This is a genomic window from Candidatus Dependentiae bacterium, from assembly GCA_018266175.1.
Classification (GTDB): Bacteria; Babelota; Babeliae; order Babelales; family RVW-14; genus JAFEAY01.
This window is the reverse complement of record JAFEAY010000012.1, coordinates 1-24,653: the sequence shown is the minus strand read 5'-3', so window position 1 is coordinate 24,653 and position 24,653 is coordinate 1. Positions and strand designations below refer to the sequence as shown.

At 41.6% G+C, this 24,653-nt stretch carries 13 protein-coding genes; 8 read left to right on the top strand and 5 right to left on the bottom strand.

Annotated elements, in window-relative coordinates:
• Positions 1–37: 37 nt before the first annotated feature.
• Genes JST56_03095 through JST56_03085 form a run of 3 tightly spaced genes read left to right on the top strand, consistent with a single transcriptional unit; the run spans position 38 to position 7,633 of the window.
• Positions 38–3,124, top strand: a complete 3,087-nt coding sequence (locus JST56_03095; protein ID MBS1987956.1) for a hypothetical protein — start codon at positions 38–40, stop codon at positions 3,122–3,124.
• Positions 3,125–3,151: 27 nt separating this feature from the next.
• Entirely contained in the window at positions 3,152–6,301 is a 3,150-nt protein-coding gene (locus JST56_03090; GenBank protein ID MBS1987955.1) for a hypothetical protein, read from the top strand.
• Positions 6,302–6,331: 30 nt separating this feature from the next.
• Positions 6,332–7,633 (top strand): hypothetical protein, encoded by a 1,302-nt coding sequence (locus tag JST56_03085; GenBank protein MBS1987954.1) that lies wholly within the window; start codon positions 6,332–6,334, stop codon positions 7,631–7,633.
• Between the two features lie 72 nt (positions 7,634–7,705).
• On the opposite strand, the gene JST56_03080 is transcribed toward JST56_03085, so the two are convergent.
• The gene (locus tag JST56_03080) at positions 7,706–8,902 is read right to left on the bottom strand and encodes an ATP-binding protein (protein ID MBS1987953.1); all 1,197 of its coding nucleotides are present in this window, start codon (positions 8,900–8,902) and stop codon (positions 7,706–7,708) included.
• Between the two features lie 216 nt (positions 8,903–9,118).
• Here JST56_03080 and JST56_03075 point away from each other — a divergent pair, with 216 nt between their 5' ends.
• Together JST56_03075 and JST56_03070 are read left to right on the top strand one after the other, a co-directional pair.
• Positions 9,119–11,008: a PBP1A family penicillin-binding protein gene (locus JST56_03075; protein ID MBS1987952.1), complete on the top strand. Its 1,890-nt coding sequence runs from the start codon at positions 9,119–9,121 to the stop codon at positions 11,006–11,008.
• Between the two features lie 62 nt (positions 11,009–11,070).
• Positions 11,071–12,243 (top strand): ankyrin repeat domain-containing protein, encoded by a 1,173-nt coding sequence (locus JST56_03070; GenBank protein ID MBS1987951.1) that lies wholly within the window; start codon positions 11,071–11,073, stop codon positions 12,241–12,243.
• Positions 12,244–12,329: 86 nt separating this feature from the next.
• Here JST56_03070 and alaS read toward each other — a convergent pair whose 3' ends face one another.
• Positions 12,330–14,951, bottom strand: coding sequence for an alanine--tRNA ligase (gene alaS, locus JST56_03065; protein ID MBS1987950.1), 2,622 nt, complete (start codon positions 14,949–14,951; stop codon positions 12,330–12,332).
• Positions 14,952–15,148: 197 nt separating this feature from the next.
• On the opposite strand from alaS, the gene JST56_03060 reads away from it, so the two are divergent.
• From JST56_03060 to JST56_03050, 3 genes are all read left to right on the top strand, one after another.
• A complete protein-coding gene (locus JST56_03060) occupies positions 15,149–16,111 on the top strand; it encodes a hypothetical protein (protein ID MBS1987949.1) in 963 nt (320 codons plus the stop codon).
• A 26-nt stretch (positions 16,112–16,137) separates the two neighbouring features.
• Positions 16,138–17,130, top strand: coding sequence for a hypothetical protein (locus JST56_03055; GenBank protein MBS1987948.1), 993 nt, complete (start codon positions 16,138–16,140; stop codon positions 17,128–17,130).
• Positions 17,131–17,228: 98 nt separating this feature from the next.
• Positions 17,229–18,542: a glycine--tRNA ligase gene (locus tag JST56_03050; GenBank protein ID MBS1987947.1), complete on the top strand. Its 1,314-nt coding sequence runs from the start codon at positions 17,229–17,231 to the stop codon at positions 18,540–18,542.
• A gap of 183 nt (positions 18,543–18,725) precedes the next feature.
• On the opposite strand, the gene JST56_03045 is transcribed toward JST56_03050, so the two are convergent.
• The 3 genes from JST56_03045 to JST56_03035 form a co-directional block, all read right to left on the bottom strand.
• Positions 18,726–20,390, bottom strand: coding sequence for a hypothetical protein (locus tag JST56_03045; GenBank protein ID MBS1987946.1), 1,665 nt, complete (start codon positions 20,388–20,390; stop codon positions 18,726–18,728).
• 201 nt (positions 20,391–20,591) lie between these two features.
• Positions 20,592–22,790, bottom strand: coding sequence for a PD40 domain-containing protein (locus tag JST56_03040; GenBank protein MBS1987945.1), 2,199 nt, complete (start codon positions 22,788–22,790; stop codon positions 20,592–20,594).
• A gap of 24 nt (positions 22,791–22,814) precedes the next feature.
• A partial coding sequence (locus tag JST56_03035) for a WD40 repeat domain-containing protein (protein ID MBS1987944.1) occupies positions 22,815–24,653 on the bottom strand: 1,839 nt, incomplete at its 5' end.

Sequence of the window (24,653 nt, the reverse complement as noted above, 5' to 3'; positions counted from 1 at the left end):
GTGAGTATTTACATTTTAGCATGACAAGGGGTATGTAATGAAAAATCTGTTAGGTTGTTTATTTCTTTCGTCTATCTGTTTTTTACCCCACGTGCATTCAGCTTCTACGGGAGATGGTTGGTTTGCTTATGGAACTGCACAAAAAGAGACTTCGGTTCAAGCTGTTGAACAAATAAGTAAAGAACAAGAAAATATGGAGCCCTCAGTCCCGGGCGATTTATCAAGTGTGCTGACGCGTGCCCTGAGTTCCGATCCCGTTGGAAAAAGTAGTACAACAGATCCAACTGTTCTTACAAAAAACCAAGTGCGTTTTACCAAATCTGCTTATGCTCCAGGCGTCAATAGCACGACCAATGTTTTGTACTTGGGTGCTGAAAAATTAGGAACGGATAAAACAAGCTTTGCGCTTTCGCGAGCATTCCTTGGTTACAACAGTTCTGGTGCTTTTGCTCCCATGGTTCAATCGCTTGCTCCTAGCAAGGTGACCATCAATGGCGAGAAAGATCAGGACAATCCACTGGTTCAAAAAGCAACAAATGTTACGAATTTGATTTTGCAAAATAAAACAACGCCGGTACTGACCATTGAGGCGGATGATGGTAGTGGAACTATTAAGCCAGCAACTGAAGTGATTGCGGTTACTGATGCTCAAAATGGAACTTCTTTGCTTCAAAATAAAAATCCAATTAAAGATGCAAATGGCGATGCCATTGATAAATCAATTATTGCAATAGGTGCATCAACACAAGAAATGTTTGCAGTAGTTCCTGCGATGGGACAAGATTTTGATGCTGCAAGTCCTGCGGGGGATAACCGTGGAATTGCAGTACTTCGTCGTGCGGTTGATGATCTGACGATAATTAACAATGATAAGGCTGCAAAGATTGATGTAAATGCGTATGACCTTAACGATCCTGTAAAGAAACCTTTAGTTCAATTTGCTTTTTTTGATGGGGCAGTCATGGCAGATGCTGCTGCTCCCATTACTAATGCCAAACTTGGCAATACTGCAGCGATGTTTTGGGATGATACCCTTCAACGTCTGTTCATTGGGCTTGATGCAAAGCGTAATATGCCGAGCAAAGCGGGTGGAGTATTGAATCTTGCGGTGGCAAGCTTGGTAAAAGATCCTGCAACTGCGGCAACAGCCGATGCGCTTAAAATTTTACCAATTGTTGAAAATCCCGAAAAAAAACTTTTTTATGATGCAAATAAGACAGAAAAAGTTGTCGGATTTTATTCTGATGCAACTTTTGCTACAGATGTTTTTCTTGCAACTGATATCATTCGTTCTATGCATACAACAACAGGTAAAGATTATTTAATTATTGCAGGACGATTTGATGAGAACATGGGCGCTGGAGTTAAGCGAGAAATTTATGCAATTCCATTACTTGGAAATTCGGTCAATACTGATGGAAAAAATCCGGAGCGTGTTGGAAGATTAGCTAAAAAAGATTTTTCAGGATCGCCTACAGCGCTTGGTGAAATGCCCGGTAAAGCTGATCCTTCAGTTCTGGTTGGTGGAAGAGATTTTGAAGAAGATGTAAACATTGCAGATTTATTTGTGAGCGGTGATTCGGTTTATCTTTGTTTAGCAGGACGAGACGGCATTAATCCTGATCAAGCTGGTGAAGTTGGTCTTTTTCAAAGTACAGCACTTTTTAATGAAAATGGTACTATTAATGCATGGACACCCTTCACGCGTGTTATGGGTTCGATGGAACGCGTCTTTGGCGCAGGGCTTGATAACAGAACGGGTGAGTATTTATTTGTTACCGAAACAAATGAAGGCGATAGCACAAAACCATTCTTTGATCCAACAGATCCAAATAAATTTGCAGATAACATCAGTTCAGTTCGGTTGTCCGGTTGGGGTAAAACTGACACTGCAAATGATCTTGGAATAATGCTTGAAAACTTATTTCCACAAAGCCAAGGCGGCGTGCATCAGTTAATGACTTTTGATGAAATGACTCCCGGATTTAATGCTGCTCATCTGAGCGTGATGCTTGCTGTTGGCCTTGATCGTGTTGCACTTATCCAGACGGGTAAAGTTAATGGTCTTTTTGTTCCAGAAACAAAATTTATAGCCCCTCCGGTAGCAGTAGGCGCAACACAAAATGTCTTTCCATTCACGGGTGGGGCGCTTTCAGGTGTTGGTCCACTGTGCACGGCAGATTTTTCACGAACAGGTATGGCAGACCAAGGATGGCTATTTGTTGGCGGCTATGCAGGTGTTGCGGTGCTAAGTTTGGCAAATGGAAACGGAGCGCCCCTTCTTGATAATTTGACTGCGGCTGGTTATCCCGGTACTGGTTATAGCTTCAAAAAATTAGCACCATCCAACGGCGGCCTGTTTGAACACGTTCGCAAAGTTACATGCCTGAATGGTTTTCTCTATGTTTTGACCGAAGATAATTTATATTCAGTTGAATTTGCGGCCGGTAAATTTAAAGATGCACCAGGAGTTACTCCCCTTGGCGAAAAGGTTGTCGTTGATGCTGAGAAAGCATTGCAGGGTGCTGCACTGCTTGATTTTATTGTGTTGGATGGCAAAGCCGAAGTAAATACTTTTAAAGCACTTCTTGCAACAACCAAGGGCTTATTTTCTGTAAAGTATGATGGTGCTGCTCCCGGTGGTGCTAAGTATGTAACACAAGAAGTAAAGGTTGGAGGTCAATCTCTCGGCCCAGTGATTCAGATGCAGTATCTTTCTTCAACCAAAGGTGCTCCTTCAGCATTCGGCAATCTGTATGTTCTTGCAGCTGACATTACAAAAAACCCAGCAGAAACAAAAATATATCGCTTTGCGGTGAACGCGGGTGCCGTTCTTCCTATTCCTTCAAATAACGTAACTCCTGCGGGACTTGTTGTTGATTTAGGTGAATTTCGAAGTAACTTTTTTGCAGATGGTTCAACAATTTTGCATTCGCGCGGTATGCATTTTGGTGATACGAATTATCTTGCTGCTGTACCAACTACCGATTTTAAATCGTCTACACAACTTACGCCGCAGCTTGCACTGACAACAATTAATACGAATATCGGTGCAGTTGTTCGTGACAGCGCATCCGGAGCATTGTATGCACCAGGTGACTGGGGTGTGCGGGCGAATTTATAAAAACTGTATACGTATAAAAGGACATTGATGAAAGTACGAAAAAGTTTGTTAAGTAGTCTCTTTTTTTATTCATTTTGTTGTGTGCCAGTTGCGTACTCTGCTTCCACAGGCGACCATTGGTTTGACGATAAAAAGATTTTCGTTGTACATTCAAAAAAAGAAGAAAGTAATAAAGCGCAACAAGACATGGAGCCATCCGTAACCGGCGATCTATCAGATGTGTATGCGCGTGCATTGAGCTCCGATCCAGCTGGGCAAGGGAGCGCTGCAGACCCAGCTGCTTTGGCAAAAAATCAAGTGCGGTTTATCAAATCAGCGTATGCGGCTATGGCAAATGAGAATGTTTTGTACCTGGGTGCTGAAAATTTAGGTATCGATTCAACGGTAATACCCGCTGTATCAAAAGTGTTAGGAACCGATAAGAAAAATTTTATTCTTGCGCGTGCTATTCTTGGCATGAACAGCGCTGGTGCTGTAGCTCCAATGATTCAATCACTTGCTCCGGATAAGGTGACGCTCAATGGACAGAAGGATCAAGAAAATCCATTGGTACAGGCTATGCCAAATATGCCACATGGAACAAATATCACGAATTTAACTTTACTGAAGCATCGAATACCTGTTGTGACTGCTCAAGTGGTTGATGCAACAAAGAATGCGGTAGTTACAACCGAAGCAACTCACGTGACTGTGGTAACAGATAGTGCAAACGGAAGCTCTTTGCTTCAAAACAAAACACCAATTAAAGATTCTGATGGCGATGATATTGATACATCAATTGTTGCGATGAGTGCTTCAAACCAGGAGATTTTCGCTGCAGTTCCTGCAAGAGGGGAATCTTTTGATGCCGCAAGCCCTGCGGGCGATCATCGTGGAATCGCGGTACTCCGTCCTACTGCTGATGATGTGATTGTGCTCAATAACAAGGCCTCAAAAATTGATGTCAAAGCGTACGATTTGAGTACAAATCTCAAAGATGTACAATTCGCTTTTGTTGATCATGCAGATACTGCAGATGCGATTGGTGGTGCCAAAGTTGGTAACACGGCAGCAATGTTTTGGGATGATACGCTTGAGCGTTTATTTATTGGGTTGAACGTAAAGCGCGATATGACCAATAAGGCAGGAGGAGTATTGAATCTTGCTGTAGGTCGATTGGAAAAAGACCCTGCAATCCCCGCTGCTACGACAGCAGACGTTTTAACGATTTCTCCAATTGTTGCAAATCCAAAAAAAGAACTTTTTTATGATGTTACCAAGGCGAATCCAAATAATCTTGATCATGTGGTTGGTTTTTACTATGACCATAACACTCTTTATTCGCCCGAAGATGGATCGCTTGCAATAGATATGATTCGTTCCATGCATACGTCAACGGGTAAGGATTATTTAATTGTTGCCGGTGGGTTAGATTATGCAACGGGAGGATTGAATACCAAATATATTTGCGCAATTCCATTGCTTGGAACCGCAGTAAATGCTGATGGTAAAAATCCTCAGCTTGTTGGAACTTTGGCGAAGCCGGACTTTTCAGGCCCGCCGACAGTGATGAGTGATATGCCGCAATTTTTGAAGCGAAATACATCAGTTCGATTTATTGATTCTGGTACTTTTATAGATTTTTTTGTGCAGGGTGATTCGGTTTATTATTCACTATTCCAGAATGGTCATGATATTAGCAGTGCTTTAGGATTATTTCAAAGTACGGCGCTCTTTGATCACCATGGAATTATTGTTAGTTGGACGGCAGTGACTCGAGTTATGGGCTCAATCGAACGTGTTTATGGTGCTGGGCTTGATAGTCGAACAGGTGAGTATTTATTTGTGACTGAAACAAACGAAATTGATAGTACCAAACCATTTTTTGATCCTGCAAATCCAAATAAATTAGCAGAAAACATCAGCTCAGTGCGTTTATCTGGTTGGGGTAAAACAGATACGGTCAATAATTTAACTGAAGTTCTTGAAGCTTTGTTTCCGCAGAATCTTGGAGGAGTTCATCAGCTTATTGCTTTTGAGCGGCGAGTTCCTGGTTTTAAGAATGACTCATTAAATGTCATGCTTGCGGTTGGCCTTGATCGAGTTGCTCTTATTCAAAGTGGAAAAGCTGATAGTACAAGCCTAATTTTACATCCAGAAAAAAATTTTATAGCAACTGCTGGTGCAACACAAAATGTATTCTCATTCATAGGTGAGGTTCTTTCAGATATTGGTCCAATCTGCACTGCGGATTTTGCACGATCTACCAAACTTAATGAAGGATGGCTTTTTGTTGGTGGATATGCTGGTGTTGCGGTATTACGTAAAATTAATGGGACAGGATTTGATTCAGCTGCTCGACTGGATAATTTGGAAGCAGGAGCTTATCCGGGTACTGGTTATAGCTTTAAAAAGTTAGAGCCATCAAACGGAGGCCTGTTTGACCATGTTCGTAAGGTGGCATGCTTAAACGGTTTTCTCTATGTTTTAACCGATGATACATTGTATTCAGTCGCTTTTGCAGCAAATAAATTTCAGGATGCTCCAGGTGTTGTCGACCTTGATGAGCAAATAGTTATTAATGCTGCGACTATTCCTGGGGCCACGCTGCTTGATTTTATTATGCTCGATGGAACAGCAGGCATGCCAGATTTCAAAGCGCTTATTGCAACAACTCATGGTTTATTTACCATAACACATGATGGAGTTAATTATGTAACTCAAGAAATACAAGTTGGTGGTAAGTCGCTGGGCCCTGTTATTCAAATGCAATATATCTCGTCAAGTAACGCTACTTTTGCAGCTTTTGGAAATTTGTATGTTCTTGCTGCTGATACCGCAAAAAGCCTTGCAAGAACAAAAATATATCGCTTTGCTGTTGATCCAACAACACCTGTTCTGTCGGTGCTTCCTATTCCTTCAAACAATGTAACACCTGCGGGACTTGTTGTAGATTTGGGTGAATTTCGAAGTAACTTTTTTGCAGATGGTTCAACAATTTTGCATACTCGAGGTAGACATTTTGGTGATACCAATTATCTTGCTGCTATACCAACTATGGATTTTAAATCGTCTAAACCACTTACGCCGCAGCTTGCACTGACAGCAATTAATACGAACATCGGTGCAGTTGTTCGTGACAGCGCATCCGGAGCATTGTATGCACCAGGTGACTGGGGCGTGCGGGCGAATTTATAAAAAAAGCTTCATCGTTTTGAAAGGACATTCATGAATATGCGACGAATTGCGCTGCTTGTTTTTGCCGCAACTTTGGCAGGAACTGCTGCACGAGCTTTTGCTCCACATAACTTGTTTCCACCGTACGATCCAAACCTGCGGTTGCCGTCGTGGGAAGATCGAAATTTTTGGAAAAAATCGGCCTGGCGTTTGGGTGCCAACCTTGAGTTTGGAAGCACCAGCAACGGTCGAGCATTTGATGACCACAAAGCAAATGTTTTGCAATTGTACGATCAAACGCAAGCAGTTATTCCTATGCTGATGAATTCAAAAAATTCTGCAGCAACTGCTATTCTACAATCTTTGACTGCTGCATATCCTGGCCAGCCACTTGATGATGGTACACGTGGACATGTAAAATTCTTTGGTCATTTTGATATTGCCGATGTCACGCTGAATGGTCGCTACTGGTTGCCGATAGACTTTGTTCCAGGCTATGTTTCGTTGAGCGTTGCATTGCCCATCAGGCGGGCTCAAATTGAGCATCCTCGCTTTGAAGATTTAACCAAAGAAATTTTTGCCGTTGATCTTGATATCAAACAAGGACTTACCGATGCGGCGGTGTTTGCTCAAACGCTTAAGGAGCTGGGGAATCTTGATATTGGTGCCTGGAGTCGAACAGGTGTTGGAGATTTAGTTTTGCTGCTTGAGTGGCAAAATAGTTATCGACAAGAAAAAGAGAATCTTAAAAATGTGAATATCTTTACCAAGCTTGGACTTTCATTGCCAACCGCCAGCATGCGTGATGAAGATCATGCATTCAGCATGTCGCTTGGTAATGATGGTGCGTGGGGTGTTCCATTTGGATTAGGCCTTGGTCTTGAATTTATTTACAACATTCACCTCGGTTTAGACGCTGAATTTTTGGTGTTATTTGATCGCACGCATAACCGCAGATTAAAAACAGAAATTCATCAAACCGAATTTTTGTTGCTCAACAAAGGTGAAGCAACCAAAGAACATGGCTTGACCTGGAAATTTAATTTGTATGCGCAGTGGTATCATTTCTGGCGCGGACTTTCGGTCAAAGCCGGCTATCATTACGTAAAACATGATGATGATCGTTTATTGCCATCAGCTAATGATTTTAGCTATACCGTGGTGAATTCGGCAAACTCACTGCTTGAATGGAATATGCATCACCTTGTTTTTCAAGTGAATTATGATCTGTTTAAAGAAACACGCGATTGGGTTTTAAAACCTCAATTCAGCATTTTTTATAAGCTACCGCTTGCAGGTAAAGGCGTTATTCAGCCTCATGCATTTGGTGGACAGATAGCTTTTAATTTTTAATCAAAATTGAGCCCCGAGTGTTTGATTGTTCATATCTGGACGATCAACACCGGGGCAATAGATTAAAAAAACTTACGTTTCTTTTCGAATTTGTTCAATAAATAATCCCATATCTTTCCATCCAAGTGTTCCCCAGTCTTCCCACCCTTGTGATTTTTCACCCGCATAAATGATGTGGCTTTTACCAAGAGGAATTGAGGCCGCTTGCGCAAGAGCATTCCATTTTTCAAGATTGGTAAAAAAATTTAATGCTATCGATTCACTCGATTTGATTTCGATAGGAAATAATCGTCGTCCCTCATCGATAACGCAATCGACTTCTATTGCTCCATTTTTATCACGCCAAAAATAGATTGGTGGCTGCTTACCAAAGTTGAAATACTGTTTATAAAGGTCTGCTACAATGAAATTTTCAAATATGCTGCCACGAAGTCTATCAATAGCTAGTCGTTCAGGAGATTCTATATCAAGCAGATTACAAGCGAGTCCTGTATCATAAAAATAGATTTTTGGGTGACGAATTACTCGTCTACTAAAATTATTTGCATAGGGCTGCAGAAGAAAAATAATATAACTTGCTTCAAGAATTGAAATCCAACGCTGCATGGTTGGCACGCTCATGCCGCATACCATCGCAAGTTCAGAAAGATTCAGCAGTTGTCCTATACGACCAGCACATAATTTTACAAATTTTTTGAATGTATTCAGATCGCCAACATTAGATAATTGACGAACGTCACGTTCAACATACGTTTGAATGTATGACGGATATAATTGGAGTGGAGGAAAATTTTCAGCATAAACACGAGGATAGAATCCATTAAAAATAACTTGGTCAACCGACTTGCCGATTAGATTATTTACACCCATTTCGTGAACAGATAACGGAAGAAGTGTTAAAATGCCAACGCGCCCAGCAAGCGATTGACTGATGGCTTGATTCATTAAAAAATTTTGGGATCCAGTGAGTACAAAATATCCAGGCCTTTTTTTTGTATCAACTTCCAATTGTATGTAGGAAAGTATTTTGGGGACATTTTGGAATTCATCAATGATGATGCCATGCTCATTTTCATAGAGCCGCAGAAATTTTTCTGGATCATCTTGTGCAAGTTCTCTAGTTTTCAAGTCTTCAAGAGAGGTGTACCTGTGATTTTTAAAAGTTTCAATAGCAAGGGTGGTTTTTCCTGATTGTCGAGGACCCAAAATGGCAATGACCGGGAAGCGGCTATATTCTAGAAGTGTCGATTCAAGATCTCTTTTAAACATGGCTAAATCCTATGGTTATGCTATTTTAATATCTAATGTTAAAATAGCATAACCATAGAAAAAATCGCAAGAAAACACTGAAAATAATTGGGTTTCAAGATAAATTTAAGCTCTTTTTGGTGAATTTCTTGCACGTAATCAGCAAAATTTTTCATTTATTGGTAGACTGCAGGCTCAAGAGGTAACAGTTTATTGAGCTTACAGGGTTATTAATTCGTGCGCTATTTGATTTCAGTTTTTTTTATTATTTTTTCAGTTGCCTGCGGCACAGTTCTCTACCTTTTCAACGCGACACAAATCGACTTTTCGGTTGTTGAACAACAGAGCATTGTTACCCCTTCGGTGCTTCTTGATGATCAAGGTCATGAACTCATGCGTTTTGAGCAAGACAAGCGTGAACCGGTAGCTTACGAAAAAATTCCCCCACACTTAGTTGAAGCATTTGTTGCGGCAGAAGATCACAAATTTTTTGAACACATTGGTGTATCGTTCAAAGGAATTATTCGTTCAATGCTGGTGAATTTGTATTATCGACGTGCTGTTCAGGGTGCAAGCACCATTACCCAGCAGCTTGCTCGCCTTCTTTTTCTTTCAAGTGAGAGAACGTTAACACGCAAGCTTAAAGAACTTTTTTTTACGCTTCAGCTTGAGCAGCAGCTTACCAAAGAGCAGATTCTTGAACTCTATCTCAACAACATTTATTTTGGCCGTGGCATTTATGGGGTCGAAGCAGCATCGCGTCGCTTTTGGAATAAGACGGTAACCGAAATAACCCTTGAAGAAGCAGCAACGTTGGCAGCAGTTGCAAAATCTGCACGTTTTTATTCCCCACTTAATGCACCACGCAGCTCAAAGCAGCGGCGTAATGTCATTTTGCGCAGCATGTGTAACTTAAAAATTATTACTCAAGAGGAATGTGCAATAGCCCAAGGTAAAGAGCTCATCTTGCATGACCATCTGCCCGGTAGCCCTATGCGATTATATCTTTACGAATGGGTTCGTCAGTGGGCAGAGCAAACGTTTGGAAAAAACACTCTGTATCGTGGTGGCTTAAAAATTAAAACAACCATTGACTCTGCGGCCCAAGAAAAAGCTGAAAAATCATTCAGCGCAGTTGTTGGCCCCATGCGTGAAAAGATGGGTGATAATTTAAACGGAGGAATGGTTTGTCTTGAAGTGGGAACCGGTTTTATTAAGGCTGCAGTTGGAGGTTTTGATTTTAAGCAGTCTCAATTCAATCGTGCGTTTCAGGCATATCGACAAATGGGCTCATCATTTAAGCCCATCCTTTATTCTTATGCGCTCAATCAGGGGATAGGAATGGATAGAGTCTTTGTTGATGAACCGATTGAAATTGAACTTCCAGGTGAGCAATCGTGGAAGCCTCGAAATTGGAATCGCAAATTTGAAGGTCCAATGACGCTGATCCGTGCGCTTGCACGCTCAAATAATATTGTCTCAATTAAATTGCTGATGGAGGTTGGCATTGTTCGTGTTTGTGATTGGGCAAGACGCTTTGGTATTCATCGGCGATTGCTTGAGTATCCTTCGCTTGCACTAGGAATTGCAGAAGCAACGGTCCAAGAAAATGCTGCTGCGTTTAATGTGTTTGCAAATAATGGAATTTATATTCAGCCAACGATGGTTGAATGGGTTAAAAATAGTCATGGTACAAAGGTATGGCAGGTTGAGCAGGTGACGCATCGTGCTATTCCTGTGCGATTGTGTAGTCAAATGGTTAATGCACTTTCGCAGCGGATGGAATTGACCCGTCGTCAGAGCCCCCGGCAGTGGATTGATGCGGAAACAATTGGTAAATCGGGTTCAACCAACGGAGCTGCATCGGTTTGGTTTGTTGGTTCTACGCCAAGCTTAACAACGGCAGTTTATCTTGGATATGACGACAATAAGCCGCTTGGTAGCCAAGTATTTGCAAGCAAAACAGCATTCCCTATTTGGAAGAGTTTTAATAAATCGCTTACTCATGCATCAAAACATTTTTACAAAGACCCTTCGTTGCACGAAATTTGCATCGATTGGGTTACTGGTAAGCGTGTTCGTCATTACGATCGTGATGATTCAGACATAGTCCCCATTTTAGAATGAGTTATTGACCTTGCTTAAATGAGCCAGGTACAGTAAATATATTTATTGTGAAAGGGGAATATATGAATTATCGGCTGATAGCTCTTTTGGCGAGCGCAATTTTTTTGCAACCATTATTTTGTGCATCTAACGAGTTTAAACGAGCAGTTGTTTTAATTGATAGAAATCCTCAAAAGGATTCTTCTGAGCTGACAGAGTTTAAAGGATTGCTTGACCGAAATGTAACACTCATTGCTGACCAGCAAGATGAACAGAAGCCTCCAGCAAAAGATCAAATTGATACCAGAGATTTTACGCTTTTGCATTATGCTGCAGCGCAAAATTCGGTTGAAACTTGTAAAATTATTCGTCGTAAGGGGCAAGCGTTACCAGATTTTCTTGATACAACAGCCGGTGAAAGCAAGCTTACTCCACTGATGGTTGCAGCACAGCAGCAGAGTATTGAAGTTGTAGATTTGCTTTTGGAGTATGGTGCAAGTATCGGTATTCAAAGTAGTGATAAAAAAACCGCTCTGCATTACGCAGCTCAAGTGGGCAATCGAGATTTAGTGGTATTGCTGCTTAAAAAAGGTGGGCTTGGCCTTCGCTATTGGGTGGATGCAGATGGAAAAAGACCCGCTGATTTAACAACTAATGCTGATATTAAAGATCTGTTTGCGTCAATTACCATCGATCGCTTTCAAAAACTTTTGCAAGCTCAAAGAAGAGAGCTTATTAAAGATTTGCTTTCGATACGGCCAAAAGTTGCTTCTGAAACAAATGTAACTGAAAAATCAACGTGTCTTCATGCTGTTATGCTCAATCCTGATCTTGAAATTCTTAAGGCCGTGCTTGCTTGTAAACCAGATATTGATGCTCAAAATAAAGCAAACAAAACAGCTCTTTTCGTCGGAGTGGAAGAATATTTTAAGGCGACGAGTAAAGATTCTGATGTGCAAGAGTTGCTCTTTCAAGCCATTGCAGTGTTGCTGAAAAATGGTGCTCGAGTAGATGTTGGTGATAGCTTTAAAAAGACGCCGCTTATGCTTGCGCAAGAAAAGCTTCGCCTTGCTCGAGGAAGTGCTGTTGAGCAGGCGCAAAAGATGGTTGACTTGCTCAAGGGTGATATTCCTACAGCGCCAGAAGATATTCAAAAAGAGTTCAAAGGAGTGGGTGATGCGCTTAAGTCTATCCAAAAGCAGGTCAAAGAGTTGCAGGGAAACCTTAAGAATTTGAGCACGGTTGTGGGCGCGTGAACTATTTTCTTAGAGATAGAGTTGAGTAGGATACAGAGAGGGGCGGTAATTTACCGCCCCTCATTACATTCAAATATTAAAGCGCCTTATGCTGTCTGAGCTTTGACCCACTCTTGCAGAGTAGCTGCAAAGTTAGTCGGTACGCTGACGCCACCGCCTTGAATTTGCTGAGCACTTCCGCCACCTTTCAGATCAAAAGTAGTTTTCAAGAAAGCAGAAAGCGCTTTCAAATCAACCTTGCTTCCAAAATCTTTGCTCGTGTAAGCAATAAAGCCAAAGCGATCGGCCATTTTGTTGATGAGCAGATAAAAGCCAGGCTTGATTTTTTCAAGTTCGCTGACGATCGCCTTAATTTCATCACCACTCACATCATCAAGCTCTTTGTATAAAAAGGGTACCGAGCCAGCGGTGGTAAATGCTCCAGCCCATGATGGGATCTGGAATTTGATCAGCTGCTTTTTTAGCTGCTTGATTTCAGAAAGGGCAGTGCCGAGGTTTTCTTGTTGTCTTTCAACCGCTTCAAAAACTTCATTCTGCTGAGCCTTAAAAATCTCACAAAGTTTTTTGGTGGTGGTAAATGATTGCTGAAAGCTTTTCATTGCACCGCGTCCAGTGAGTGCAACAAGGCGTCGTACACCGGTTGAAAGTGCCGCATCAGATGTAATTTTAAACAATCCAATAACGCCGGTATTGCTCACATGAGTTCCGCCGCACAGTTCAGCTGAAAAGCCAGGAACTTGCACAACGCGAACTTGTTCAGGATTATATTTTTCGCCAAAGAAAGAAATAATTCCTTTTTCTTTTGCATCTTTGAGCGTGGTATGAAAAATATTGGTTGGGATTGCTGCTTGGACTTTTTCATTTACTAAATCTTCAACCTGTTCAATTTGCTCTTTGGTCATCGGTTCATGATGGCTAAAGTCAAAACGCAAGTAGTCAGGATGTACCAATGATCCAGCTTGCTTAACTTGAGGTCCAAGAACTTGAATGAGTGCTGCTTGCAGCAAGTGAGTTGCTGTGTGGTTGCGTACGGTATCCATACGAACAAGCTCATCAACAACACTTGTGATCGCATCACCAACTTTAATTGACGGTAAATATTTTGCAGCCGCTGCATCACGTGGTCTTATTTTAACGGCAATTGCAGGAGCAAATGTTTCACCGGTCTTGCGTAAGTCAACCACATCATACATGTAGCCATTGATCACAATGTGCCCGGTATCGCTGACTTGACCACCGCATTCAACATAAAACGGTGACTCGTGAGTAATAATCCAAGCACCGGTATCGGTTGGGCTGATAAACGAGATGGTGCTTTCATTTGTGCATGTTTCGTAACCAACAAACTTAGTGGTCAGATTTTCTGTCACAATAAAATCAGGCTCTGTGTCTTTTGCTTTTTTACCAGAAAGTTCTTGCTGTTTTTTCATTTCTTCTTCAAAGCCTTGCATGTCGACGGTGAACTTTTGTTCCTGTGCCATGAGCATCGTGAGCTCAGGCGGGAAGCCATAGGTGTCGTAAAGCTTGAACATTTGCTCGCCAGGAATAACTGAGTTTTTCGCTTTGGTGTGAGCATCGATGTAGCGAGCAAGAATATTTTGCCCTTGAATCAAATTAACCGAAAATCGCTCGATTTCGCTATCAAGGACATTAAGAATTAAACTTCTGCTGCTGACGAGCTCAGGAAATACTGGGCCCATGAACTCGATAAATTTTTGAGCAAGCTTTGAAAAAAGTTTTTGATCATCAGAAAGTTTTTGTGCAAACAGGGCAGCTCGGCGGATTATTTTTCTGAGTACATAACCGCGTCCGTCGTTTGAAGGAGAACAGCCATCAGCAAGCAAGAGTGATGTTGATCTGATGTGGTCGGAAAGCACATGAAATGCTGCTTGAACGTCAGGAGTACTCTTTTGGTATGAAACTCCCGTTAAGCGCTCAATTTCTTGGATGAGTGTTTGGAAAATATCGGTTTGATAGACGTTATCTTTGCCTTGCAATACCATGCACAAACGTTCAAGTCCCATGCCGGTATCAACACCCGTTTGCTTGAGTGGGTTGAGCGTGCCATTAGCATCTCGGTTGAACTGCATGAAGACGTTGTTCCAAATTTCGATATAGCGTGGGCTATCAGAACCTGGGCTTGCGGTCTCAAAAGCTCCTTGTTTTTCAGGTCCGCGGTCATAATAAATTTCTGAACAAGGGCCGCATGGTCCGGTATCGCCCATTGCCCAAAAGTTATCTTTTTCGCCAAGACGGAAAATACGTTCAGCAGGAACGCCAATCTCTTTGTTCCAAATTTCGTAGGCTTCATCATCGGTTTCAAAAACGGTAACGAAGAGCTTTTCAGCAGGAATGTTATATCCTTTGGTCAATAAATCCCAAGCAAAGCGGAGTGCTTCTGTTTTAAAATAGTCACCAAATGAGAAGTTCCCAAGCATCTCAAAAAAGGTGAGATGTCGTTCGGTAAAGCCAACCGCATCAAGGTCATTGTGCTTGCCGCCTGCGCGAACGCATTTTTGGCTTGTGGTGGCGCGAACATATGATCGCTTTTCTTTGCCAAGAAAGAGATCTTTAAACTGGTTCATGCCTGCGTTGGTAAAGAGAAGAGTCGGGTCTTCAGCTGGTATAAGTGATGAGCTTGGAGCGGCGGTATGCCCATTCTCAACGAAGAAATCGAGAAATTTTTTTCTAACTTCAAATGAGTTCATGGTTTACACCTTGTCTTGTTTTTTAAAATATTGACCAATAGATATAAGAGTCTATATCTTAACATCTCCAAAGAGATCAGTAAATGTACCAGCCTATTTCGTAGGCCGTTAAAGCCTGTACGTCGTGCAATGTATTGAAAAAAAAGAGTAATTTTTGCCATTATTACTACAGATACACTTTTGTGAAAGGGAGTTGTATGAAGTTATTGCTCTATGTTGGGTTTTTGGTTATTAGTTTGAGTTATGGTGTTGTTCAGCCCATGGAAAGTTTTGATCTTACCTGTGCAAGAGGGGAGAGTTACTCTGCAGATGAGCTTACTGACTTGGGCTTAGCAATTTCAGGAAAGAGCTTAAAAGCAATTCTGACAATTTTGAATCGTAATCAAGCCTGCGTTAATCAGGAAGTGAAGTCGGGGGCAGGAATATTCCCGCTTGAGTATGCATTTTCATGCCATGGAGGAGACAAGTCTTTTATGGCCAGTGTGGTGCAGGAGCTGCTGAGTGCAGGGGCAGATCTTAGTTTGTATAAAAATTTTAGCGCTTTGCATTATGCGGCAGGGTATGGATATCTTGATTTATTTAATCGGTTGCTTCAAGCAGGAGCAGATATCAGCGCTCTTACTCCTGATGGGGCTTCTGTAGCTCACTGTGCTGTTGGCATGTACAAAGATATGAAGCAAGCTCCTGTTAGTGATGTAGAAAAAAGAAGAAAAAGTTTAAGTCTTTCAGGATCTTCAGGAGATTTAAAAGAGCGATTATCTATATTCAAGGCTGCTGATCTAGGAGAGGGAACGGTCTTGAAATCTGTTCAACTTTGCGTCTCTCAAGATCCAATTATCAGTCGCCTTGAAATGCTTAAGATATTTTTTATTGATAATCAAGTTCGTTGTGTTCATGATCAATATGGAAAGTTTCCTCAAGCATATGCACAAAATGATCTTTTATGTAGGTTTCTTGATGGCATTACTCAAGAAGATAAAAAGCACGATATGCGATTGTATGAAGAAATTAGATCTGAGATTGCTGGGGAATTGATATCACCTCGAACACCGCGAACGCCTGGTCGCTCAAAACTGAGAGGTTCAAGTTTGGTCTCTGTGCCTGAATGTTTAGCTCTTGAGTCACTTGTTATTTCTGATGCTAGTGATGACACTGAATAAAATGTAAAGGGGAAAAGGGGGGAGTTGTGAACATTAAAGTCATTAATCATTTATTAGTAATCTTGATAAGTCAGATTTCATGTTGTTTGGGTATGGAATCTGACTTATCAGTAAAACCACATCTTTTTCAAGAAATTGAAAGATGTCATCAAGTTCTTGATTCTTCTGATCAAGAAGATCAAAAAGCTGCAGTGCTTGAAGAGCTTCGGCGGGTAATTGAGCAAGAAGATTGTACGCAGCGGTTTGATGGGTTTACACCATTCTTGTATCTTCTGCACCATTGTGGTTCTCATGAACAGCTGGTGCGTGTGGCAGCTGAGCTGTTGATAAAAGTTCCTGAAAAGAAAGATGATGAGGATGATCAAGCGGATCGAGGCAAAGCAAAACGTTTGAGCAGTTTTATTAATGCTCGTGGTCCAGTGCTATTTCGTACCGCTTTACATTATGCTGCGGGGTATGGGTACTTTTGGCTAGTTGATCAACTTGTTGCTGCTGGTGCACATGTTCAAGCTGTAGATAGTAATAATGCAAATGCCCACCATTATGCCTGTGGATGCGATGGCACGCTTGTTCCCCATTATGTAAAAAATTTGCAGCATGATTTTACGACTATAGAAGTCAGAGAACATAAGGATTTTTCCTATAAAACAATCGTGCCGTTATCCATAATTAATGGTCTTCACTTATTTGCTCGAGTTATTGTTTTATCGCCTTGGAAACCAATAGAACTGAGCTCTGTAGTGGTCAATCAAATGACCAAGCAATACACCTTAAATATTTCTCATCGAGCTCAGATTATGAAATTTTTGATCAGTAAAATGCTTTTTCATTCATCGCTTGATAATAAGAATAAATCTCCAAATCAGTATGCTCGGCAATCGGGATACTTGTTGCTTGACTATATTCTCAAAAATCAGCATTTTGAAGAAAGCATAACCAATAAGTTTTTTCACCACGGTCTGCTTGCCTGGGCAACTATTTTTGGTCACCTGGAAGATTTGGTTACTGTTTCTGACTAAATATGAGGTCCCATTTCCGAAAAATCTATTCTTTGGCTAAACTAGTGTTCGTTCTTATGAACGGATACTCGTTGAATTTTGAAGCTTAAAGGATATCTATGGCTAGTACTGTGACGCTTGATAAAATTGTTGCGCTTTGTAAGCGACGTGGATTTGTCTACCAATCATCAGAAATTTACTCTGGTTTGAACGGGGTATATGACTTTGGTCCATTGGGTGCTCTGCTCAAAAAAAATATTAAAAACCTTTGGCTCAAAGCCATGACCAGTTTCCCAGAAGATGTTGTGCTGGTTGATGGTTCAATTTTGGGACCACGAGAAGTGTGGGAAGCGTCCGGTCACTTGGCAAACTTTAGTGATCCGATGGTTGACTGCTTGAACTGCAAAAAGCGTTATCGTGCGGATGATCCCGATATCAATTTAGAAAAAAGCTGCCCTTCATGTGGCGTTAAAAATTGGACTGATGTACGTCAATTTCAGCTCATGTTTGAAACCAATTTGGGTGCAATGACCGAGGCTGCAAGCAAAGCATACTTGCGTCCAGAAACAGCCCAGGCAATTTTTATTAATTTTAAAAATGTTATGTCCAGTACGCGCGTAAAAATTCCATTTGGTATTGCACAAATTGGTAAAGCATTTCGTAATGAAATCACGCCAAAGCAATTCTTATTCAGAATGCGTGAATTTGAGCAAATGGAGATGGAATTTTTCTGTCGTCCAAATGAATCAGATGCATTTTTTGATGTTTGGGTTGCTCGCCGTCAAGAGTTTTTCAAGCAGATCGGCTTGACGCCAGAACGGATCAGAATTCGTCCCCATGCGTCCGACGAGCTTGCTCACTATTCCAAAGCTTGCTACGACGTTGAATATGAATTTCCATTTGGCTGGAAAGAGCTTGAAGGTATTGCACACCGTGCAGACTTTGATCTTTCGCAACACTCAAAACATTCTGGTAAAGATTTAGCTATTTTTGACGAGGCAACAAAAGAGTCGTTCATGCCGCATGTTGTAGAATGTTCGGTTGGTGTTGATCGCCTCTTCTTAACACTTCTTTTTGATGCTTACTGTGAAGATGAAGTTGAAGGTGAAACACGTGTTTCATTAAAATTTCACCCTGCAGTTGCACCTATTACCGCTGCAATTTTGCCGTTGAGCAACAAGTTAAGTGATCAAGCGTTGCCGTTGTATCACCAGCTCAAGCAAAAGGGTTATAGCGTGCAGTTCGATCAATCAGGATCAATTGGTAAGCGTTATCGCCGTCAAGATGAAATTGGAACACCTGCATGTTTCACGTTTGACTTTGATAGTGTCAACGATGGCCAAGTAACGGTGCGTGATCGCGATACGCTTAAGCAAGAGCGCATTGCAATTGAGGCAATACCTGCGTACTTAGACAAATTACTTGCACAATAAAAAAATGATTTTAAAAGGGTTTGTCATTCTCGACCCGTCTACGCCAAGGCTACGACGAGGCAGGGAGCCTAAGAGGGCGCCTGTCGGCCAGAGCTTTAGCGACGGCTGAAGTCGGGAATCTTTTATTTTTTCCCGCCTTCGCGGGAATGACAAACCCTTTAGAGCATTGAGTTGGCGTTACATTTAAGAATTAAGATCCCCAAGTAATTCATTAATTTCCTGCATGCCATCACTGAATAGATCAGTTGAAGTAGGTTCAGAATCCCCACTTGTTGCAGGAGGTTGTTGAGTTAAAGCTGCTGGTTGGCTTTGCTTGCCTGTAATGTAATCTTCTTTGAACTCAATAATCTTTTTAAACTCTTCTTTGTAGCGCTTTGAGTCGAAAGCAACTCCATCGGCGCGAGCTTGAGTAATCAACTCTTTCATGCGATCAAAACGTTTTTCGATATATCGAATCCATGACCAGTAGAAGGTTTCTGCAATCATATCAACAACAAAGCTTTCGTTGATGATTTGAGAAAGCACTTTGGTAATTACCTGAGCGGTTGCATAGCTCGAGCCCCCAGATGACCCTCCGCCAGCAGCTGTTCCAGCAGCAGGAGCAGCGCTTCCAGCAGTTCCTCCAGCAGTACCTGCGGTTCCACCGGTTCCAGCAGAACTCATTTGTGAGATAATTTCTTTGATGACAAATCCAGCAATTTTAGTTCCAAGTTTAGCGAGTGTTACCGTCATCGTGCAGATGCTTTTAAGCCCCCATGGAAGGTCGGCAATTGGGTCAACAAACATTTTATCAAAACGTTCAAGGAGTGTGTTGGCTGGAGAGAGTGTTGTTCGCAAAACTTTCATAAAAGTACTTGCGATAGGTTCTTTTTCCCAATCAACAAGCGATGCATAACGGCTTTTATCCAGATGAACGTCATCAAGGTTACGGTTAAAAATAAACTGATTATCTTCGAATAAACCTTCAATTTTTTTGATATGGCATATAAAAATGGTGCGATTATAAAGGAATCCACCATTGACCAAGCAAGCAAATGGTGTTGGTCTAAACTCTCGAATAAGTGCTTCAAGCGGCTTAAGTACAGGAGAACCAAGATCTTCAAGTTTTCTGAGGAGTTGCTGAAGAGGACTAATGAATTTTTTGATCAAATCAGATATTTGACGTGAAATCTCGCGAGCTTGATTGAGGTCTAAGTTTTGGCCAACAAGTCCCTTGGCGCTTTCAAATTCTTCACGGGACTTAATCAGTTCTTGTTCTTTCTCGCTGACGTATCGATAGTTAGTCGTTTCATGAAATGCCTTGATCTGAGCAAATGTTTGGAGTTGGTACTTAGCAATTGTAAAGTCTAAGACAAAATCAGAGATCATATCGGTTGATGGAATAAGCGGTATCAACTCAGTAACCGCATGAACAGGTTGTAAAATAATACTTTGCATTTTTGAGAAATCACTCATTTGAGCTATCACAATTTTCATAATATTATTTGCAAGTTCTTTAATTTGCAGGTCTGACATTTGGCTAAAGAGAAATTCGATCAGCTTTCGTGGATCAGTTGGAAGTCCAAGCTTTGCCAGCTCACCCATCGCCTCATTCGATATCTGTAGCGCAAGATTAGTAACGGGTGCTGCTATTTTGCCAATTTCATCGGCAGCTTTACCGACTATTTCGGTAGCGGGAGTTGCTATTTTGGTTAATTCGCTTATCTGTTCGCCACCTGTTTTTATAACAGAATCGGATACTTCTTTTATTGCATTAAATGGATCGAATGCATAAAGAGATAAAATCCCAATGCTTAGTATGATTGCAAAAATCGAAAGACTTTTTACATGCGTATTAAAAAATTTCATAAAACGCTCCATTTTACAAATGCTTTATATATTTAAATAATATTTTCTTACTCATTATTATTATTGTAATTTGTATATTTTCAATTTTGCAATAATTAAATAAATGGGTATAAAAAAACCCCAAGGAGATTGTTTTCCTTGGGGTCAAAAAAGTATGCTTGTTATGGATGCTGCGAAGAGTTGGTTTAAATTGGATTACTTTTACACAGAGTCATCGTTGACAATCCCGTTAATCGTTACATGTGCAGCGCCAAGAATTTCGACGTTTAAGTTGGCGCTTGCGCCCAGGGTGCTATTGCCGAATATTAAAGAGCGTGAGTAGGCTTGAGGATTAGTTGAGGTGGTATAATTTGTTGAATACAACCGAACTTCGTCCGTGTTGTTAAAACCGCCGCTGGGGTTTGATACCGGTGCATTACCCCCAATAACAATAACGTTGTTATTGGGATGCCAAATTAATGCATCTACCGATCCAGTTACTCCGTCTGATATTTGTTTGCTGGTGACAGGGATAAGCGATGTTCCGTCGAATAAATACATGCGGAGTTCATAAGTATTCGAAAATCCACCGGCTCCCGAGGTTGGTCCTCTTCCACCAACGGCAAGAATTCTTCCATCGGGGGTCCAATCAATGCTCAGTGCTCTTGACCCATAATCTTGGCTTGTTACAGGAACCAGTGTTGTTCCATTGAATGAGTAAATGCGGACTTCGTCAGTATTCGCAAATCCACCGGTTGCACTTGGAATTTCGCCAGAAATTGCCAATGTTTTGCCATCGGGTGACCAGCGAAGAGAGAAAACTCGACTTCCGTAATCTCGACTTGTTACCGGGGTTAATGTTGACCCATTAAATGAATAAATGCGTATTTCATCTGTGTTTGCAAAGCCTCCGGTTGCGGCTGGACCAGAACCACCTACGGCTAAAAATTTTCCATCATGACTCCAGTGTATAGCTTCGACGTTTGATCCATAGTCGACACTTGTTAAAGCAGAGAGTGTTACTCCATTAAATGAGTACAGCCTGATCTCGTCGGTGTTGGCAAATCCACCACCAGAAGCTACTCCTGTTCCACAAATGGCAACGATTGATCCATCTGGATACCAGTCAATAAATGTTACCGTTGTACCATAAGGAACACTTGTTACAGGGGTTAATGTTGTTCCATTAAAACCGTAAATACGAAATCCGTCGGTGTTTGCAAATCCTCCAACTGCTGCAGCACCGGTTCCTCCAATTGCAACAAATTTTCCATCGGGTCGCCAAGCGAGTGATTGAACTTCAGTACCAAAATCTTTACTATCGATTGGTGCGAGGTTGTTTCCATCAAATGAATAAACTCTAAACTCATCAGTGTTGGCAAAACCACCAGCTCCGCTTGCAGGAGAAGAGCCTCCAATAGCCAAAAAGCTTCCTTGAGGGTTCCATTCCAATCGGTAAATATGTGATAAATTTCCGTATGCAACACTTGTGAGTGTTGACATTGTTGAAAGATTACCAATCCCTGCATTACTATTTAATATAACTTTGTTGCTGAGATGCAGATTTCCTTGAGTAAGTCGCATTCCAGAAATTGTTGTTAGGAGAGAGCTTCCGTTCAAAGCAAGCGTTGAGGTTCGATCTTGTAAGATAAATAAATGGTCAGTTGTGGTCGTTGGAGCAAATGAAAATGTTGTTCCAATGTCAAAAAGAAGCTTAGATCTTGGAGCGACAAAGCTTGGCGCGGTTGATTGATAGATAAATGCCGAGGTTCCCGAAAAAAGAACATCATTGTGTATGTAGAGTTGTCCCTGTGCAAATGCAATATCATTTGCCATTGCAAGTACAACATTATCAAGTGCGAGCTTGCCGCTATTACCAGCAACTTTTAAGCATGGATTAAGGGGATTGTTTTTTGTGTTGCGCACAACTATATTGCGCAACGTGAGCGTTGCGTCGTTATCAACAAAGATTTGGGCATAGTCGTTGAGTAAGAGCTCCTGGCCTTTTTTCCCATCAATAACAGTATCGCTCGAGATATAGATTACTTTTGATGCTGGAATTGAGAGGGTATCGTTTAAAATGAGCGCATGGCCACGTCCTTTGATGGAGCCACCACTTGACCATGTTAAACCAGAATCAAGTTCTAAATCTGTGAGCAATTGCATCTGGCCAGTCTCACGCAAATCGATGCTCCCTGAAACAGAAATAACCGTATCAAGAGTTGCTGTTGTTCCAGGCTTGATGGTAAAGCCGCCATTCATGCGGACATATCCACGAGCACTTTCACCATCTGAAAAAACGTGATGTTGATTTTTGTATACAAGTGACGATGTACCGTCCAAGTTTGAGCATGAAAGATATGCGTAAGGTGCAAGCATTAAGCAAAGCAGGGTGCTCATTGTTTTTATCCAAAGGGTCATTCCATTCTCCTAAAAAATTATTTTCTACACCGAGTCGTCATTGACAATACCGTTAATGGTTACGTGCGCAGCGCCAAGAATTTCGACATTCAAGTTAGCACTTGCGCCTACTGCGCTATTGCCAAAAACAATTGAGCGGGAAAAAGATTGTGGTGATGTGGTGGCCGTATAGTTAACACCGTATAAGCGTAATTCATCTGAATTGGTAAAACCACCAGAACCATTTGCAGGAGAAGATCCACCAAGCGCCAGTACTTGGCTATTTGGATTCCACTTAGCTGAGAAAATTAATCCAGCACCAGCTAATCCATAAGCCTTACTCGTGAGCGGTGTTAAAGAAGACCCGTCAAAGCTATAGAGGCGAAGCTCATGAGTGTTAGCAAAACCACCACTGCTTGTTGCGCCAGTTCCTCCTACGGCAAGAATGGTTCCATCGAGGTTCCATGCAAGACTATAAATTTGGCTTCCATAATCCTGACTGATGAGTGGGGATAGTGTTGTTCCATTAAATTTATAGAGTCGAAGTTCATCGGTATTAGCAAATCCGCCATAACCACTGACAGGGTCCGCACCTCCAATTGCTAGAACTGTTCCACTTGGATTCCAAGAAAGTGCTCGTATAATGCCACCAGGAGTTCCATATTCAAGTGCCGTGAGTGCTGTAAGGCTTGAGCCATTGAAGCTGTAGAGTCGTACCATTTCGGTCGCACTAAAACCGCCAACTGCGGTTGGAGCATATCCTCCAATTGCAATTACTTTGCCATCAGGAGACCAAGATGCCTGAAATATTTGAGCACCAAAACCTCCTGACAGTGTTGTTCCATAAGGTTGGCTTGCTACCGCCGTTAAAGAGCTACCGGTAAATTGGTATACTCTAAATACATCGGTGTTGGCAAAACCGTCTACAGCTTGAGCTCCATCGCCGCCTACAGCAAGATATTTGCCGTCAGGTGACCATGAGACGATGAGAATGTTATTGCTGTTATTTCCATAGGTAGCTGAAGCTTCAAGTGTCAGCGTTGAACCATTAAAACTGTAAATAATCACATTCACGGTGCTTGATGTCGCAATATTTCCAGATACAGCAAGATATTTTCCATCAGGTGACCAGGCTAATGATTCAACGCCACCAGGGGTATATTGTACGCTGGTTAGCGCGGTCAGTGTTGAACCGTTAAAAGTGTAGAGGCGAACTCTGTCGGTATTAGCAAATCCACCGATTCCGCTTGCCGTAGCGCTTCCCCCAATTGCTAGTGTTTTACCATCGGGTGACCATGAAACAGGCCAAAGGTTGTTTGATGAATCACAGTAATCAGCGCTGGTTAATGTTGAAAGCGTTGAAAGTAATGTGCCACCGCCGGCGTTACTATCTAAGATTACTTTGTTATTTAAAACTAAATTGCCTTTGGTCAGGCGCATGCCAGAGTTTGTTGTTTTGAGCGTGCAGCCGTTTAAGTAGATGGTAGAGGTTCTGTCTTGTAACTGAAAGAGATGGTCTGTTGTCGATGTTGGTGCAAATGAAAATGTCGTCCTAATATCAAATTTTAAAATTCCAGATGGAGCGACAAAGCTTGCAGCGGGTGAACGATAAATAAATGAGGAAGTTCCGGAAAAAAGAACATCATTGTGTATGTAGAGTTGCCCCTGAGCAAAAGTAATATCATTTGCCATTGCAAGGACGACGTTATCAAGTGCCAGCTTGCCGCTATTACCACCAACTTTTAAGCAGGGATTAAGGGGATTATTTTTTGTGTTGCGTACAACTACATTGCGCAATGTGAGTGTTGCGTTGTTATCAACAAAGATTTGGGCATGGTCGTTGAGCAAGAGCACCTGTCCTTTTTTTCCATCAATAACCGTATC